Annotated in this window: 11 protein-coding genes and 8 tRNA genes; 1 reads left to right on the top strand and 18 read right to left on the bottom strand. The window is 58.4% G+C overall.

Going from position 1 to position 16,390, the window contains the following annotated elements:
- Positions 1 to 47: 47 nt before the first annotated feature.
- The 17 genes from QQJ86_RS21740 to QQJ86_RS21660 form a co-directional block, all read right to left on the bottom strand.
- Positions 48 to 124, bottom strand: a tRNA-Asp gene (locus QQJ86_RS21740).
- A 7-nt stretch (positions 125 to 131) separates the two neighbouring features.
- A tRNA-Val gene (locus tag QQJ86_RS21735) sits at positions 132 to 206 on the bottom strand.
- A 17-nt stretch (positions 207 to 223) separates the two neighbouring features.
- Entirely contained in the window at positions 224 to 496 is a 273-nt protein-coding gene (locus QQJ86_RS21730; protein ID WP_284323064.1) for an HU family DNA-binding protein, read from the bottom strand.
- 327 nt (positions 497 to 823) lie between these two features.
- Positions 824 to 3,334, bottom strand: a complete 2,511-nt coding sequence (lon, locus tag QQJ86_RS21725; RefSeq protein ID WP_284323063.1) for an endopeptidase La — start codon at positions 3,332 to 3,334, stop codon at positions 824 to 826.
- Between the two features lie 268 nt (positions 3,335 to 3,602).
- Positions 3,603 to 4,904: an ATP-dependent Clp protease ATP-binding subunit ClpX gene (gene clpX / locus QQJ86_RS21720; protein ID WP_284323062.1), complete on the bottom strand. Its 1,302-nt coding sequence runs from the start codon at positions 4,902 to 4,904 to the stop codon at positions 3,603 to 3,605.
- A 106-nt stretch (positions 4,905 to 5,010) separates the two neighbouring features.
- The gene (gene clpP, locus QQJ86_RS21715; RefSeq protein WP_284323061.1) at positions 5,011 to 5,640 is read right to left on the bottom strand and encodes an ATP-dependent Clp endopeptidase proteolytic subunit ClpP; all 630 of its coding nucleotides are present in this window, start codon (positions 5,638 to 5,640) and stop codon (positions 5,011 to 5,013) included.
- 234 nt (positions 5,641 to 5,874) lie between these two features.
- Positions 5,875 to 7,167, bottom strand: a complete 1,293-nt coding sequence (gene tig / locus QQJ86_RS21710; protein WP_284323060.1) for a trigger factor — start codon at positions 7,165 to 7,167, stop codon at positions 5,875 to 5,877.
- An 83-nt stretch (positions 7,168 to 7,250) separates the two neighbouring features.
- Positions 7,251 to 7,335: transfer RNA gene (locus QQJ86_RS21705), tRNA-Leu, on the bottom strand.
- A gap of 775 nt (positions 7,336 to 8,110) precedes the next feature.
- Positions 8,111 to 10,453, bottom strand: a complete 2,343-nt coding sequence (locus tag QQJ86_RS21700) for a glycoside hydrolase family 31 protein (RefSeq protein ID WP_284323059.1) — start codon at positions 10,451 to 10,453, stop codon at positions 8,111 to 8,113.
- A 371-nt stretch (positions 10,454 to 10,824) separates the two neighbouring features.
- Positions 10,825 to 10,900 (bottom strand) — tRNA-Lys (locus tag QQJ86_RS21695).
- A 15-nt stretch (positions 10,901 to 10,915) separates the two neighbouring features.
- Positions 10,916 to 10,992: transfer RNA gene (locus QQJ86_RS21690), tRNA-His, on the bottom strand.
- Positions 10,993 to 11,006: 14 nt separating this feature from the next.
- Positions 11,007 to 11,083 (bottom strand) — tRNA-Arg (locus tag QQJ86_RS21685).
- A gap of 23 nt (positions 11,084 to 11,106) precedes the next feature.
- Positions 11,107 to 11,183: transfer RNA gene (locus tag QQJ86_RS21680), tRNA-Pro, on the bottom strand.
- 169 nt (positions 11,184 to 11,352) lie between these two features.
- Positions 11,353 to 11,429: transfer RNA gene (locus QQJ86_RS21675), tRNA-Arg, on the bottom strand.
- A gap of 174 nt (positions 11,430 to 11,603) precedes the next feature.
- Positions 11,604 to 12,407 (bottom strand): amidohydrolase, encoded by an 804-nt coding sequence (locus tag QQJ86_RS21670; RefSeq protein ID WP_284323058.1) that lies wholly within the window; start codon positions 12,405 to 12,407, stop codon positions 11,604 to 11,606.
- Positions 12,395 to 13,540, bottom strand: a complete 1,146-nt coding sequence (locus QQJ86_RS21665) for a pyridoxal phosphate-dependent aminotransferase (protein WP_284323057.1) — start codon at positions 13,538 to 13,540, stop codon at positions 12,395 to 12,397. The genes QQJ86_RS21670 and QQJ86_RS21665 overlap by 13 nt, the downstream gene beginning before the upstream one ends.
- Positions 13,541 to 13,581: 41 nt before the next feature.
- A complete protein-coding gene (locus QQJ86_RS21660; protein WP_284323056.1) occupies positions 13,582 to 14,571 on the bottom strand; it encodes a LysR substrate-binding domain-containing protein in 990 nt (329 codons plus the stop codon).
- Between the two features lie 115 nt (positions 14,572 to 14,686).
- On the opposite strand from QQJ86_RS21660, the gene QQJ86_RS21655 reads away from it, so the two are divergent.
- Positions 14,687 to 15,268: an FMN-dependent NADH-azoreductase gene (locus QQJ86_RS21655; protein WP_284323055.1), complete on the top strand. Its 582-nt coding sequence runs from the start codon at positions 14,687 to 14,689 to the stop codon at positions 15,266 to 15,268.
- A 113-nt stretch (positions 15,269 to 15,381) separates the two neighbouring features.
- Here the strand turns inward: QQJ86_RS21655 and zipA are convergent, their stop codons facing one another.
- Entirely contained in the window at positions 15,382 to 16,386 is a 1,005-nt protein-coding gene (zipA, locus tag QQJ86_RS21650; protein ID WP_423372990.1) for a cell division protein ZipA, read from the bottom strand.
- Positions 16,387 to 16,390 lie beyond the last annotated feature (4 nt).

Raw genomic sequence — 16,390 nt, 5'->3', positions numbered from 1 at the left:
GCGTAACTTAAACAACAAGGGCGCCACGGGGGCGCCCTTGCAAACCGTGGCGGAGCGGACGGGACTCGAACCCGCGACCTCCGGCGTGACAGGCCAGCATTCTAACCGACTGAACTACCGCTCCACATTACTGGTGGGTGCTGTAGGGATCGAACCTACGACCCTCGCCTTGTAAGGGCGACGCTCTACCGCTGAGCTAAGCACCCGGACCCTATCGGGCCGCTTAGTTTAGGGCGTCCTTGAGCGTCTTACCAGCCTTGAAGGCCGGGACTTTGGATGCCGCGATCTTGATCTCCTCGTTCGTACGGGGATTGCGGCCGGTACGAGCGGCGCGGCTGCGCACAGTGAAGGTGCCAAAGCCGACGACCGCGACGTCGTCGCCGTTCTGCAGAGCCTTCTGCACGGTCTCGAAGAACGCTTCGAGCGCACGGCCTGCGTCAGCCTTGGTCAGTTCGGCTTTTTCGGCAACGGCATTGATCAGATCGGTTTTATTCATTGAGTTACTCCCTTAAACAGGTATTCGGCCCGCGGAACGGTTGGGATGGGACAACGCGGGAAAGGATCATCGGAATCGTGCAGGGCGCGGCCTCGCAGACCCGCATCGCTGTGTATGGCTTGAGGCCCAGGATGGCGGTGAGCCTTTATACCAGCGCCCCCAAGGGTCCGCAATACAAGCTATACCAACGCATTGCGGGATATTCAGCAGCGCGCATTCGCGCACGGCCAGAAGCTAAGCAAAGGTCATCCAGAAACGTTGGTCACAAGAAAAGACAGGCGACACATGATGTGTGTCGCCTGTCGCAAGGTTCAATGCAACGATGAATCAGTGCGGACGTGCGGGCGTTTCGGCCCCATCCTCGTGCTGAGGCACGGTTTCGCTCGTTGAGGCAGTCTTTGCCGTGGTTTCTGTTTGCTCCTTGACCAACGGCTGCAGCGGACGTTCCAGCGCTATGTCGAGCACCTCATCGATCCAACGCACCGGATGTATATCCAGCGAACCGGTGATGTTTTCCGGAATGTCGGCCAGATCTTTGCGGTTTTCGTCCGGAATGATCACGGTGGTGATGCCACCGCGATGCGCCGCGAGCAACTTTTCTTTCAAGCCGCCAATGGGCAACACGCGACCACGCAACGTGATTTCGCCAGTCATGGCCACTTCGGAGCGCACGGGTACCTTAGTGAGTGCCGAAACCAGCGCCGTGCACATCGCAATACCAGCACTCGGACCGTCCTTCGGTGTAGCGCCTTCCGGCACGTGAATGTGCAGGTCGAATTTCTCATGGAAATCCGGATCAATACCAAGCTGATCTGCGCGCGCGCGCACGACCGACAGAGCGGCCTGGATCGACTCCTTCATCACATCACCAAGCTGGCCGGTATGCACTTGTCGTCCTTTACCCGGCACGATCGATGCTTCGATGCTCAACAGATCGCCGCCCACCTGCGTCCATGCCAAGCCCGTGACAAGGCCAACTTCGTTCTGCTGCTCCTTGCGGCCGAAATCGAAACGACGCACGCCGAGATATTTTTCAAGGTTGTCGGAATTCACTGTCACCTTGCCGGACACTGTCGCTTTTGCTTTTTTCTTCTCGGCCTTGGCTATCTCTGCGCCTTCTTTCAGTTCGCCTAGCGTGAGTTGCTTCACCACCTTGCGGCAGATCTTGGAAATTTCGCGCTCGAGATTGCGCACACCCGATTCGCGCGTGTAGTAGCGCACGATATCGCGCACTGCCTCTTCGTCTACGGCGACCTCATCCGGCTTCAAACCGTTGGCCTTGATCTGCTTGGGCAATAAATATTTTTGCGCGATCCCCAGCTTTTCGTCTTCGGTATAGCCTGGAATGCGGATAACTTCCATGCGGTCCAAAAGCGGACCGGGAATGTTCAGCGAATTCGCGGTAGCAATCCACATCACTTCGGAAAGATCGAGATCAACTTCCAGATAGTGATCGTTGAACGTGTGGTTCTGCTCAGGATCGAGCACCTCCAACAGTGCCGACGACGGATCGCCACGGAAATCCATCGACATCTTGTCGATTTCATCCAGCACGAAGAGCGGATTCTTGCTGCCGACCTTGTTCATGTTCTGCACGATGCGACCGGGCATCGAACCGATGTAGGTGCGGCGATGTCCACGGATTTCCGCTTCATCGCGCACGCCACCAAGGCTCATGCGGACGAATTTTCGGTTGGTCGCCTTGGCGATCGATTGGCCGAGCGAGGTCTTTCCTACGCCAGGCGGACCGACGAGGCAGAGGATCGGTCCCTTCATGCTGCTGACGCGCTGCTGCACCGCGAGGTATTCGAGGATGCGTTCCTTCACCTTCTCCAGGCCGAAGTGGTCTGCATCCAATACTTGCTGCGCCAGCGCGAGATCCTTACGCACCTTGCTGCGCTTCTTCCACGGCACACCGATCAACCAGTCGAGATAGTTGCGCACCACCGTGGCTTCGGCAGACATGGGCGACATCTGCCGCAGCTTGCCAAATTCCTGTCGTGCCTTTGCCAGCACGGGCTTGGGCATACCAGCATCTTCGATCTTCTTTTGCAGTTCCTCGATTTCGTTCGGGCCTTCTTCGCCCTCACCCAGCTCCTTCTGGATCGCCTTCATCTGCTCATTGAGGTAGTACTCGCGCTGGCTCTTTTCCATCTGCGACTTCACGCGGCCGCGGATGCGCTTTTCCACCTGCTGCAAATCGATTTCGCCGTCGACCAAACCGATCAGTAACTCAAGGCGCTGACCGACATCCGCCGTTTCCAGCACTTTTTGCTTGTCCGCCATGCGTACGGAAAGATGCGCGGCGATGGAATCGGCCAGGCGCGAAGGATCATCAATGCCCGACAGTGTCGCCAATACTTCCGGCGGCAGCTTGCGGCTCTGTTTGACCAATTGTTCGAACAGCGACACGAGCGTACGCGACACAACATCCAACTCGCGCTCTTTGATGCTGTAGACCGGCTCGATGACGCGCGAGCGCGCGGTGAGCATGCCGCTCTCGTCCTGGTATTCCTCAATCGACACGCGTGCCTGGCCTTCGACCAGCACTTTCACCGTGCCATCAGGAAGCTTCAACAATTGCAGCACACCAGCGAGCGTACCGATCTGATGCAGATCCTTGATAGCCGGATCGTCGATATCCGGGCTCTTTTGCGCGACCAGCAGGATCTGCCGTTCACCCTCCATGGCCCGTTCCAGCGCACGCATGGATTTGTCGCGCCCCACAAACAACGGAATCACCATCTGCGGGTATACGACTACGTCACGCAGTGGAAGCACCGGCAGTACATCGAGGGCGGCGCCAGTAGCAGTGGAGATTGCGGCACTTTTTGCCATCGCAGGGAGTCTCTCGCGAATAAGGTTGGGGAATCTTCAAACGGCCATCCTGACCGCTCTTCAGCATCGACCGATCCGGTTGTTACAGGCCCGAATTCGCGCGGCACATCCTGTGTCACTTGGTCGACGACCCCGACACTGCGCCGAGGCCACTGACTCGTCAAGTGGAGGCATCACTGAACGCATACAAGTGCCGGCGAGGTAACGGAAAAAACATACGGCCCCGGCGGAAGCCGCCGGGGCCGTCAAAGTCTCACGAATGCGAAGATCAGGCGGCTGCGTCGCCGCTTTCGCTACCGATGCGCGCCTGTTGCTGCAAGTTACCGCGATAGATGAGATACGGCTCGGCCTGGCCCTCTATGACAGCGTCATCCACCACAACTTTGCTGACATGCTCCAATGAAGGAAGCTCGTACATCGTATCCAGCAGCACCTGTTCGAGGATTGTGCGAAGCCCACGCGCGCCTGTCTTGCGCTTGAGAGCCTTGCGAGCGATGGCTTGGAGAGCTTCCGGACGGAATTCCAGCTCAACACCTTCCATTTCGAACAGCTTGCGGAACTGTTTGGTGACAGCGTTGCGCGGCTCCGTAAGGATTTTCACCAACGCGGGTTCGTCCAACTCATCCAGCGTAGCTACCACCGGCAAACGTCCGACGAATTCCGGAATCAGGCCGAAGCGTACCAAGTCCGACGGTTCCACTTCGGACAGCACTTTGCCGAGATTTTCCGTACGTTCTTTCGAACGCACTTCGGCGGCAAAGCCGATGCCGATGGTTTCGGAGCGCTGCTGGATGACCTTTTCCAGACCAGCGAACGCGCCACCGCAAATGAACAGGATGTTCTTCGTGTCGACTTGCAGGAATTCCTGCTGCGGATGCTTACGACCACCCTGCGGCGGCACAGAAGCCAACGTGCCTTCGATCAGCTTGAGCAGCGCCTGCTGCACACCTTCACCAGATACGTCGCGCGTGATCGACGGGTTTTCGCTCTTACGCGAAATCTTGTCGATCTCATCGATGTAGACGATACCCGACTGCGCCTTTTCGACGTCGTAGTCGCACTTCTGCAACAGCTTCTGGATAATATTTTCGACGTCCTCACCCACATAACCGGCTTCGGTCAGCGTGGTGGCGTCGGCGATGGTGAACGGCACGTTGAGCAGGCGCGCTAGCGTTTCGGCCAGCAGCGTCTTGCCCGAGCCGGTCGGTCCGATAAGCAAGATGTTGGACTTGCCCAGCTCGATGTCGTCGCTGCGCTGGCGCGATTCCATCCGCTTGTAGTGGTTGTAGACCGCGACGGCTAACGCCTTCTTGGCACGCGTCTGCCCGACCACGTACTGATCGAGGGTCTCCATGATTTCTTTGGGCTTGGGCAACTGGTTACGCCCGGAGGCAGCCTTCTCTTCCAGCTCCTCGCGGATGATGTCGTTGCACAGCTCCACGCACTCATCGCAGATGAACACGGATGGACCCGCGATCAGCTTGCGCACCTCGTGCTGGCTCTTGCCGCAGAAGGAGCAGTAAAGAATCTTGCCGCTGTCGTTGGAACGGCCCTGCCGCTCGTCAGTCATTCGTTTGATCCTGCTGGAAAATCCCGGTACGGGTCGAGAATAGCACAGGGTTCCGAGTCCGCACCCGGACGCGGAACCTCGTTTGTGGAGGGAGAATCGGCTGAAATCAGGCCGACTTGACCGTTTCGACGGCGCGACGGTCCAGAACGGCGTCGATCAGACCGTATTCCTTGGCCTGGTCAGCACTCATGAAACGATCACGCTCCATATCACGTTCGATCCTATCGAGCGGCTGGCCAGTGTGCTGGACGTAGATATCGTTCAGCCGGCGACGCAAATACAGGATTTCCTGAGCCTGGATCTCGATATCCGTGGCTTGGCCACGCGCGCCACCGGAAGGCTGGTGGATCATCACACGCGAATTAGGCAGCGAATAACGTTTGCCCTTGGCGCCGGCCATCAACAACAGGGAAGCAGCACTGCATGCCTGACCGACGCACATGGTGCTCACATCGGGCTTGATGAACTGCATGGTGTCGTAGATGGCGAGGCCCGCGGTGACGGCGCCGCCAGGGCTGTTGATGTACAGATGGATGTCCTTGTCGGGATTTTCCGACTCAAGAAACAGCATCTGCGCTACAAGCAAATTAGCTACCTGATCGTTTACTTCGCCGACCAGGAAGATCACGCGCTCCTTGAGCAAGCGTGAGTAGATGTCATACGAACGCTCACCGCGAGCGGTCTGCTCGACGACGATCGGCACAAGGTTGAGGTTCTGGATCGGGTCCATGGCCATGCGTGCGACTCTCCGGAGTGGGGACTGAATGCGATTCGTATGCTCAAACCAGACTAGCAGGTCGGGAAATCCCTTCGCTAGCAAAGCCGATGGAAATCAGCCGCAAATCCAGCATTTTTCGCATGCTCGATGCGCTGACCCACATTCGACATAAGTCGAACCAGGCGCGTCGGAAAGTGCGGGAAAGCACTCTCCCTACGCCCTGGCGTGCTAGCCAGCCCTGATCGAATCGTCTCAGGCGCCGACCGGGCGCATCACTTCGTCGAAGCTCAGGTTATCCACGGTGGTCTTGGCATGTTCGGCCACCCACTCGGCTACCTGATCTTCCATGACGCGGTTCTGCAACCCTGACATCAACTGGGGATCGCCGTTATAGAGTTCAATGACCTTCTCCGGCTCCTCGTAAGTTGAGGCGATAGCTGCGAGTTGCTCGGCCAAGCGGGTGCGATCCAGCTTCAGCTCTTTCTTGCGGGCGATTTCGCCCATGAGGAGACCAGCGATGACGCGCAAGCGTGCGGCCGGCATAGCGGCGTCGACCAACTGCGGCGGAGGCTGCTGGCCACGCGGCACGCTTGAAGCCGCCAAGTTGCGCGCTTCGCCCTGCACCATCAGGTTAGGCACTTCGAGCTCGCTGTGTGCCTGGGCCAGCTTCTCGGCAACCTGAGACTTCAGGCGGCCCATCAGAGCAGCCTTAAGCTCACGCTCCAGGTTGGCGCGCACCTCCTTGCGGAAGTGATCCATGTCGCCATCGTCGATGCCGAACAGGCTGATGAACTCGGCATCCACTTCCGGCAGCTTCGGCTCCTGCACCTTCACGATGCTGAAGTTCACTTTCGCCGTCTTGCCAGCGAGCTGCTCGTTACGGAAATCGGCTGGGAATTCGATGTCGTCTTCGAACGACTCACCCACCTTGCGGCCAGTGAGCGCGCCATCCAGCGCCTTGAACAGGGTGCCTGAACCCAACACGCTGCCGGCGCGCTCCAGGCCTTCGGCCGGGAAGCGGTAGTCACCGGTTACGGCGGCGTATTCGAACATCACGAAATCGCCCTCGGCGGAGGGACGCTCGACTTCATTGAAGCTGCGGCGCTGCTGACGCAGCGTACCAATCATCTTCTCAACATCGGCGTCGGTGACTTCGGCCACCGGACGAGCGATTTCCAGCGCAGCGACGTCGATTTCAGGGAATTCCGGCATCACCTCGAAAGTGGCCGTATAGGCGATTTCGCCGTTTTCCGGCTGGCCAGTGGTGTTAATGGCCGGGTTGGCAACGGGGCGCAGGTTTTCCTTCTCGAACGCCTCGCGCAGCGTGCTGCTGATCAAGTCGGAGAGCACTTCGCCACGCACTTGCGCGCCGAAGCGCTGCTGGATCACATTGGCGGGCACCTTGCCCGGGCGGAAGCCTTTCAGCCGAACCGTGCGGCTCATCTCAGCGATGCGCGCGCTGACCTGCGACTCGAAGCGCTCAGCCGGAAATTTAACCGTGAGCTTGCGCTCGAGCTTGCCGACGTTTTCAACCGAAAACTGCATGACGTCTCCTGGAATGTCCTGTAATGGCCCGTGATAGCGCCACAGGCGGCCCCAGCCGCCTGCACGAAAAGCTCAAGGTCCGATGGTGCGAAAGAAGGGACTCGAACCCTTACGGGGTTACCCGCTGGAACCTAAATCCAGTGCGTCTACCAATTCCGCCACTTTCGCATCGTTCGCCGGATTAAGCTGCGGATTCTCAACGACTTTCTTGGGTCAACTCAAGACCGTCGAATGCCTGCCCTGCCGCGACCTGGGGCGATGGCTACCTTGCGCCAAAGAGATGCATTTTACGGTTCGGTGAAGGTCCAGCACAAGCACGTGCCACCTACTTTCGCCCGTTGCTGCGACGCAAAAACCACCACCGTCTTTCGGGCGGAAACGGCGAATCGCCGCACAACCGGCGATTGACACTGGAATCGCCAGCGGTGCATGGCACCTGCGGTATGCCCGCAACGCCCCACGTGCAAGAGCGTAAATCTGTCGGCAAACCGCGTGTCCATGTGTTTCAACGCAACTAAGCGGCTCGGACTTAGGAGCGGAGGGAACCTGTAGCTGCCGTAATACACAGCCTTCTCTGTTCTAACTCTTGCGTAGCAAAAGGAAATAGTTATGCAACAGGTGGGTGAAGTCGTTTCGGGTTGGCTGAGTGGCGAAGAAGACCTGTGCAATCCAGGGATCCGCTTTACATCGAAGGTGCTGCTGCCACCGAGTCGCCTTGACCGATCCTTGCACTGGCAAGGCGCTTATCCCCGGTGCGACCTCATGTTCGTACAGCGGCAAGATTTGCGCGAGCATCTGCTACTGCTGTTGATCTGACCTGCCAACACGCAGCGTGTTTCTTGTCCCATAGCCGCATGCATCCGGATTGCACGTTGCCCTCCCCATTGTTGCTTGAAACAAGGGGGTCTTGAAGGCCAGACACTCTTTGCCTGGCCCTCCGACCTTACTTGCCAATCACCTTGGCGAGTTTCGGGACCGTCTTGTCGAACACGTCATCACCGCCGGTCGCACTCAATGCGCGGGATGCATCGTTCCAGTGCAGTTGGGTGGTAGAGCTGTTACCCGCTTCATAGCCGTACGACGTGCCGTCGTCGTCATACAGCGCAAAGTCGGCATCCTTGCCGGGATAGACACGAATCTCGGCAATCGACTGTTTCGACGCGGTCGACTGAATGTCTGAACCCAGCGGCACGATCGAGCCCGCACGAACGAAGACAGGGATTTGATCGATGGGCGCAGCCACTTTCACCCAACGTCCACCTGCCAGCTTTTCGTTGGTCCAGAAGTTGTACCAGTCGCTGCCTGCAGGCAGATAAACATCCTTTTCCGTCTGGCCTTGCTCGGTGACAGGCGCCACCAGGAAGGCTGGACCGAACATGTATTGCGTACCCAGATTGACGACGTTGGGATCGTTCGGGAAATCCATCCACAACGGCCGCATGAAGGGTGCACCCGTGTCATACGTTGTCTTGGCTCGGCTATAGATATAGGGGATCAGGCGATAACGAAGCGCGTCGTACTTCGCCATGATCGCCTCGGCTTGATGACCGAAAGCCCAGATTTCCGTGTGTTTGCGATCGCCATGCAAACGCAGGGTTGGCAGAAAGGTGCCGTACTCGAACCAGCGCGTTAGCAGTTCTGGATAATCGTTGTTCTGACCCACTGTGTCGCGTGCATCAGAAGGATCAAGCAACGGCGGCTTGGTGGCGCTGGTCGTCTGCGGTAACCATTGCCAACCACCGATGTCATTGCCCCAATAGGCGATGCCGGATGCAGTCATGTTGAGGCCGGTGGGAATCTGACGTTGCAAAGCTTCCCAAGTTGGATCGATATCTGATGACCAAAAGAGCGCACCCGTGCGCTGCGATCCCAGATAAGCCGCACGGGAAAGAATCAACACACGCTTACTAGGCTTCCAGGCGCGCATACCCTGCGCGACGCCTTCTACGTGCAACAGCGGGAAAACGTTGTGATAACGGTCACCCGAGCCGATCGAATAGAAATATCCATCTGGCACCAGATCCGGCTCGGTCTCGTCAAGCCATGGATAGTCGAAGCCGTGCGAGAGAACGTTGTCGCGCGCATGCTCCCAATACCACTTGCGCGCCGCAGGATTGGTCGAGTCGATGAGAGCGCCTGCACGGTCCGAACGGAACGGTAAGCCATCGACTGTTTTGCCGTCCTTGTCCTTCAGGAAGTAACCCTTGGCATCAAGCTCCTTGAAATAACGCCCGGATCGTTCAAAGCGCGGCCAGATCGACACGATCGACTTCATGCCCATGTCGTGAAGCTGTTTGTTCATGCCATCGGGATCTGGAAACTCGGCCGGATTGATATCCAGCTGGCCCATGTGCGTCCAATAGAACCAGTCGACAACCATCACATCGAGCGGATAGTGCTTTTCACGATATGTGCGCGCAACACGCAATACTTCTGCCTGGCTGTCATAGCGCGCCTTGGACTGGATCAGACCGAAGGCCGCCTTGGGCGGAATCGGCGTCTTGCCAGTCACCCGCGCATAAGCCGAATAGATCTCTTCCGGTTTGTCGCCTGTGACGACAAAGAAACTGACACGCTCACCCACTTTTGATTGGAAACTCGTGCGACCGCGGATGCCGGCCACAAAACGCGTATCGGATGGATTGTCCCAGATGATGCCGTAACCCTTCGACGACACCATGAAGGGCACGCAGACTGTTTCGCCTGTTGGGGCGTCATACCAGTGCTGGCAATCGATGACACGGCCGCGCAGATCGAGCGGGCCAAAGCTGTCCTGATTCTGACCCATGCCGTAATAGTGCTCATCGGCAGGCGCTGAAAAAGTAGCACCAACTTGATAGGTGGCTTCACCCGCCACTTCATGCGGCGACATTTCCCAACCGGTCATGTTGACGATCGTTTCGCCCCTGGCGTTCTTCACCTGCAGTCGAACCGGTGCCAGATTCGGTGCAAAGTACCGCTCTGTCACGCCCGGCGTGTGCGGCAGCGGCGCTGTGTCGACATGCAAGGTCAACGCTGAGGATGCAAAGGTGTCGCCGCTCTGATCACTCGTTTGACGGAAAGCCGAATTATCGGCGTGGTCGGCGAGAATCCCGTAGCCCGGTGCCTTCAGCGCTTCGGCCTTGTCAGCGGCAATCGTTACATGGATGACATTAGGACCATAAGCCTCAACGCTTACCCACGTACCGTGCCGATCAAGCGTGACCATCGGTGCCGCATTAGCGACAGTAACGGCCGCGGCGAAAGACAAGCCCAAGCTCAGCAATGCAATGTTGGACGGACGCACGACACCCCTTCCTGTTAGCACACACATTTCCCGCGTCACTAGATGCGCGCAGTCGAATGTCCGGCTATTTATCATATAAATGGAGCTTCCCCGTCGCCCTTCCCGGCCAAGCGATTAAATTCGCTATACGAGTTGGGTGATTAAGCAAAAGACGAGCACGAAGCAGGGGCGGCAACGTTAACGGCTCCGAGTTCAAGCCCGTGAAGCACGAGCGGAGCGACGGCCGCGCAAGCTCCAATAGATAGATGCCGCTTGGGCGTACTGAAGCATCGGGTATCACGAAGTCGAAGACAGCCGGCTAACAAACAGCAAATGCCAGGCCGTAAAAAAGAAAAAGGCACTCAGGGAGAACCCTAAGTGCCTGGTTTAGCTGGTGGGCCGTGTAGGATTCGAACCTACGACCAATTGATTAAGAGTCAACTGCTCTACCAGCTGAGCTAACGGCCCAGAACTACTTGAAATTGGGGTGGACGATGGGACTCGAACCCACGACAACCGGAATCACAATCCGGTACTCTAACCAACTGAGCTACGCCCACCGTAATCACGAATCTGGCGCGCCCGACAGGAATCGAACCTGCAACCGTCGGCTTAGAAGGCCGATGCTCTATCCGGTTGAGCTACAGGCGCTTGACTAAAAGCAGAACACCTGCTGGTCGGGGCAGAGGGATTCGAACCCACGACATCCAGCTCCCAAAGCTGGCGCTCTACCAGGCTGAGCTATACCCCGTTTTTTTTCGAAACCCGGTCAGGATCTGGCAACCTGAGCTTTGAAATGCTACGGGTGACACTCTGGCCCGTCAATCCGTATCGAACACGCCGGACTTCTTCGTCCGGTTTTGCAAGCGATATTTTGCCTGCAAAGACACGACTTAAACCAACACCGTGTCTTGTAAATATGGCGCGCCCGGAGAGATTCGAACTCCCGACCACCAAGTTCGTAGCCTGGTACTCTATCCAACTGAGCTACGGGCGCGTGGCTAAACCTTAAATCTTCTTCACCTTGGTCACTGCCCGAAATTCGGAATGCGCCGAAGCAAGAAGCGGAATTATTCAGGTAGACGATGCGGTCGTCAATACTTTTGTGAAGTTTTTTTGAAGCACAGTGTTCATGTGCCGGACACCTCGCACCACTTCCCGATAACGCCACTCACTCCACGTTGAGCGTGAACTCGTCAGCATCCATCCAGGCTGGAAAGCGCTCGCGATGCTGCAGCAAGGGTGCGGGATCGATTGCCACCGTAACCACTTGCTCCTGCGTACCGAGCTCGACCAGCGGCTCGCCCACAGGATCGATTACCGCACTATCGCCCGCGTAGGGCAGATCGTTGCCATCCACACCCACGCGATTCACACCGATCACATAGGCGAGGTTTTCAATGGCTCGCGCCCGCAACAGCGTGCGCCACGGCTGCCGCCTCGGTGCGGGCCAATTGGCCACGAACAACGCCAAGTCGTAATCCATGCCGCCAGCTGCCGATTCCAGCCGGTGGTTGCGCAGCCACACTGGGAAACGCAGGTCGTAGCAGACCTGCGGCAAAATCCGCCAACCTTTGAGTTCAACGATGAGGCGCTGCGAACCGCCACCATAGCGCGTGTGCTCACCGGCCATGCGAAACAGGTGGCGCTTATCGTACTGCTCATACGTCCCGTCCGGGCGCGCCCAGATTAGTCGGTTGTAGACCTTGTCACCTTCGCGAATGGCCAAGCTGCCAGTAACGACGGCGTTTACTTCGCTCGCCAGTGCGCGCATCCACGCCACACCTTCGCCATCCATGTCTTCCGCACTGGCTCGCGTGTCGTTGCTGAAGCCGGAAAGCAGCGTTTCCGGCAGTACGACGAGATCGCTCTTCCCTGCCACGCGACGCGCCAGCGCACCGTAGTACTCGCGGTTGGCAGGTGCATCGTGCCAGCGCGTAGCACCCTGCACGAGGGTTACGTTCAGAGTTTGCATAAACGCTCCGCCGCAGCTTCCATGGTGGCGTCGCTTTTAGCGAAGCACAGTCGCACCAGATGTGTACCCGGCGCCTTTTCGTAAAACGGCGTCAACGGAATGGCCGCCACACCACCCTCTTTCACCAACCACTCGCAAAACGCCACGTCGTCCTGGTTGCGAATGGCTGAGTAGTCGACCAGTTGGAAATAGCCGCCAGGCACATCCAGCAGCTTCAGGCGCGATGGCGCCAGCAGCTTGCGGAAGCGATCGCGCTTGGCCTGATAGAACGCTGGCAACTCCAGATAATGCTCCGGCGTGCTCGCCAGGAACTCGGCAAACGCCACCTGTGCAGGATGGAACGTGCAGAAGGTGAGGTACTGGTGCACCTTGCGGAATTCCGCTGAGAGCTTCGTCGGCGCCACCGCGTAACCGACTTTCCATCCAGTGCAGTGATATGTCTTGCCAAAGCTGGATACCACGATGCTGCGCGCCGCCAGTTCCGGATGGCGCAGCACGCTCTGATGTGCGGCGCCGTCGTAAACGATGTGCTCGTAAACCTCGTCCGACAGCACGATGATTTGCGTGTCGCGCACGATCGCTGCCAGTTCGTCGAGATCCTGCGCAGACAGCACGGCGCCGGAAGGATTGTGCGGGCTGTTGATCAGAATCATGCGTGTGCGCGGCGTGATCGCATCGCGCACACGCTGCCAGTCGACTGAAAAACTCGGCACGGTGAGCGGAATATGCACTGCGCGCGCGCCTTGCAGATCGATCGCCGGCTCATACGAATCGTAGGCAGGATCGAACACGATCACTTCATCACCCGCACGCACCACCGCCGCGATGGCTGCGAACAATGCTTCCGTCGCGCCAGAAGTGACGGTGATATCGGTATCCGGACTTAGCTTATGTCCATAAAGCCGCTCAGTCTTCAGCGCGATCTGCTCACGCAGCGCAGGCGTGCCGATGCCCGGTGCGTATTGGTTGAGTCCTTTCCCCATGGCATGGCTCAGTGCGTCCTGCAACGCCTGCGGCGGTTCGAAATCTGGAAAACCTTGGCCAAGATTCACGGCCTTGTGTTGCACGGCCAGATGACTCATCACGCTGAAAATGGTGGTGCCTACTTTCGGAAGCTTAGTTTCGACGGTCATGGGCAGCAGTATGGATGGCTAAACGCAAAGACTAGCACGGGTCAGGCGGAAGGCTCGCCGGGTGACTCCAAGTCACGGAGCGGGCGGCGCGTGCATTTCTCGTGGCTGATGCGGGCAGCTTCCGGCAAGCGCTCCGCCAGAAAATCCACCAGCGCACGCACACCCGGCATCATGCCGCGACGACTGGGATAAACGAAATGCATGATGCCTTGCGGTGCACTCCACTCCGGCAACAGAATCTCCAGCTCACCGTTAGCGATGGCCGGCGCGCACACCGTCTCCGGCAACAAGGCAACACCGATGCCGGCGCGCGCAGCTTCCAGCAACACCGCGAAATCGCCGGTGATGACGCGCGCCTGCACTTCTACGCTGACACGCTCGCCCTGTGCGTCGATTAACTCCCAGATCTGTGAACCCTCGTGTTCTTGCATCGACAAAGCCGGTAGGCGCGCGAGGTCTTCGGGATGTTTGGGATGGCCATACGTTTTGAGCAGGCTTGGGCTTGCCACCGGAAAGATGCGCGCCTGACCAAAGCTGCGGATGATCATGTTGGAATCCGTATCGAGCTTGGTGCGCACGCGAATAGCCAAGTCGTAGCCCTCGCCGATAAGGTCGACGCGTCGATTGTTCGAGAGCACCCGCACTTGCAACTTCGGGTACTTCGCCATGAACTCCGGCAGGATGTAAGCAAGCACCGTTTGAGCAATCGAAATGGGACAACTAAGCCGCACAACGCCACGCGGTTCGGCACGCAGTTCGTCCACAGCTTCCTGCGCGGCACGCGCCTCTTCCAGCACGGCGCGGCAATGACCGTAGAAACGCTCACCCACCTCGGTAACCACAAAGCGTCGTGTCGTACGCTGCAGCAGCCGCACACCAAGCCGGTCTTCCAGCTGGGCGATTCGCTTGCTCAGTCTCGACTTAGGCACCCCCAAAGAACGCCCGGCCGCCGAAAACCCTCCGTATTCCACCACGGACGCAAAGAAGTACAGGTCGTTCAGGTCTTGCATGGCCCCTGGCAAGGCGTTCATCGCTGTTTCCTTTTAGGAACGATAAGTTCCGAAAGCCCTATCTTATCGCGCGTTTGTTTCGAATATATCTTTAATCCCATCGTCGGCCCGCCCGACTTGGACATGAGATATGACCATGAACCTCTTGCATCTTGATGCCAGCCCGCTGGGCCAACATTCCGTCTCCCGCGAACTGAGCGCCGCTATTGTCGACCAGCTCGCCCAGGAAGGCCCTTCGCTGCAGATCACCTACCGCGACCTTACCGCACAGCCCCTGCCCCATTGGACTCCGGTGTTTGATGCCGAAAGCCCCGCGGCTCAGTTGGGTCAGCAGGTGATGGACGAATTCCAGGCTGCCGATGTCATCGTCATCGGAGCCCCGATGTATAACTTTGGTATTCCCAGCCAGCTCAAAGCTTGGATCGACCGCGTGGTGGTAGCCGGCCAAACCTTCCGTTACACCGAGAACGGCCCGCAGGGTCTGGCCAACGGCAAGCGCGTAATCGTGGCCTCCAGCCGCGGCGGCGTATACACCAGCGGCCCAGCGGCCGGCTTTGATTTCCAGGAAACCTACCTGCGCACGATTCTGGGCTTTATCGGCATCACCGATGTGGAGTTCGTGCGCGCTGAAGGTGTGAACATCAGTGCCGAGCACAAGGTGAAGGCGATTGCCTCGGCTCGGGACAGCATTGGATCTCTGGCGACCAAAGCTGCCTGATAGAGCGGCTCGCTCCCCCTCCCCTCTAAATTGAGCGCCCAGTCGGGCGCTCTTTTTTTGGCAAAGGCAGGGCAAATCGGTCTTCGGAGAAAAGATGACCCACCGAAGAGGAATCAACGACCGAAACGAATCTCGCCGCCGTCGTGCTCTCGATCCCAGCCACGTAGTTCATCGCGGATATGCGCGATGCGTTGGCGACCCAGTGCGTTGCGCTCCTCGTCCAGCACCTGGCCGTCGAGCAACTCAGCCAGGCGTTGTGCAGTGGGTAACATGGCATCCCATGCATCCAGCGCCGTGACCGGACCAGGCAGCGTCATGAAGAAGCTCAGGCCGGGCGTACGCAAAGCATCAAGCCGGGTCAGGTCGAAGCTGCCAGGCTTGACCATATTGGCCACGCTGAAGATCGGCCCCGCTTCACGCTTGCCATCCACAAGACGGTGGTAGATGCCCATATCGCCGTATTCCAGGCCGGCTTTTTCCGCCGCGACAATCAGATCCGTACCGTTGAAGGCCTGACCTTCACGCGCCATCACAAACAAACTCACGATGCGCTCAACCGGAACTTGCGTCGGGCGTTTACCTAGATCGGATCGGGGCGGAATGCGAGGAGACGGTGCCGCAGAAGGAGGCGCCGGAACAGCAGAGGCCGGTGCCGCGGCGGGCACTGGCGAAGCGACGGGCGTTTGTTCGGCGGGTGCGATGCGAACCGACTCCGGCTGCGAGGGCGAACGCAGCATTTCCACAATGGACGCGGATTGCCCGGTTGGCTTGGGACTATGCACGGTTTCATGCCGTTGGTCGGCCAACGCGGCACCCAGCTTTTCGAGTTCCGTACGCAGGTTTACGTCCAGTTCGCCCTGCTGAGGCTCGGGTTCTCGGAAGAGGGGATCCATGCGTTCGTGCACGTCGCCCCCGAACGCTTCGTGCTCGTCGACCGATCCGCCCAATGTAGGCTCACGCCGTTCTGCGGTCGGCTCTGGTGCCAAGCGTCGTTTGCCCTGCGCTTTCTTTGGCTCACCGAACAACCAGACAAGCAACAGCACGATCACGCCGACGATCGCCAACGGAATGCCAACCCAAGGGTTCCACGCAACAGCCAATTCGGATCCAAGCATGATGAAC

It is taken from the genome of Dyella acidisoli (assembly GCF_030160295.1).
GTDB classification, from domain to species: Bacteria; Pseudomonadota; Gammaproteobacteria; order Xanthomonadales; family Rhodanobacteraceae; genus Dyella_B; species Dyella_B acidisoli.
Note: the sequence above shows the minus strand (reverse complement) of the source record. Positions and strands in the feature narration are given on the sequence as shown.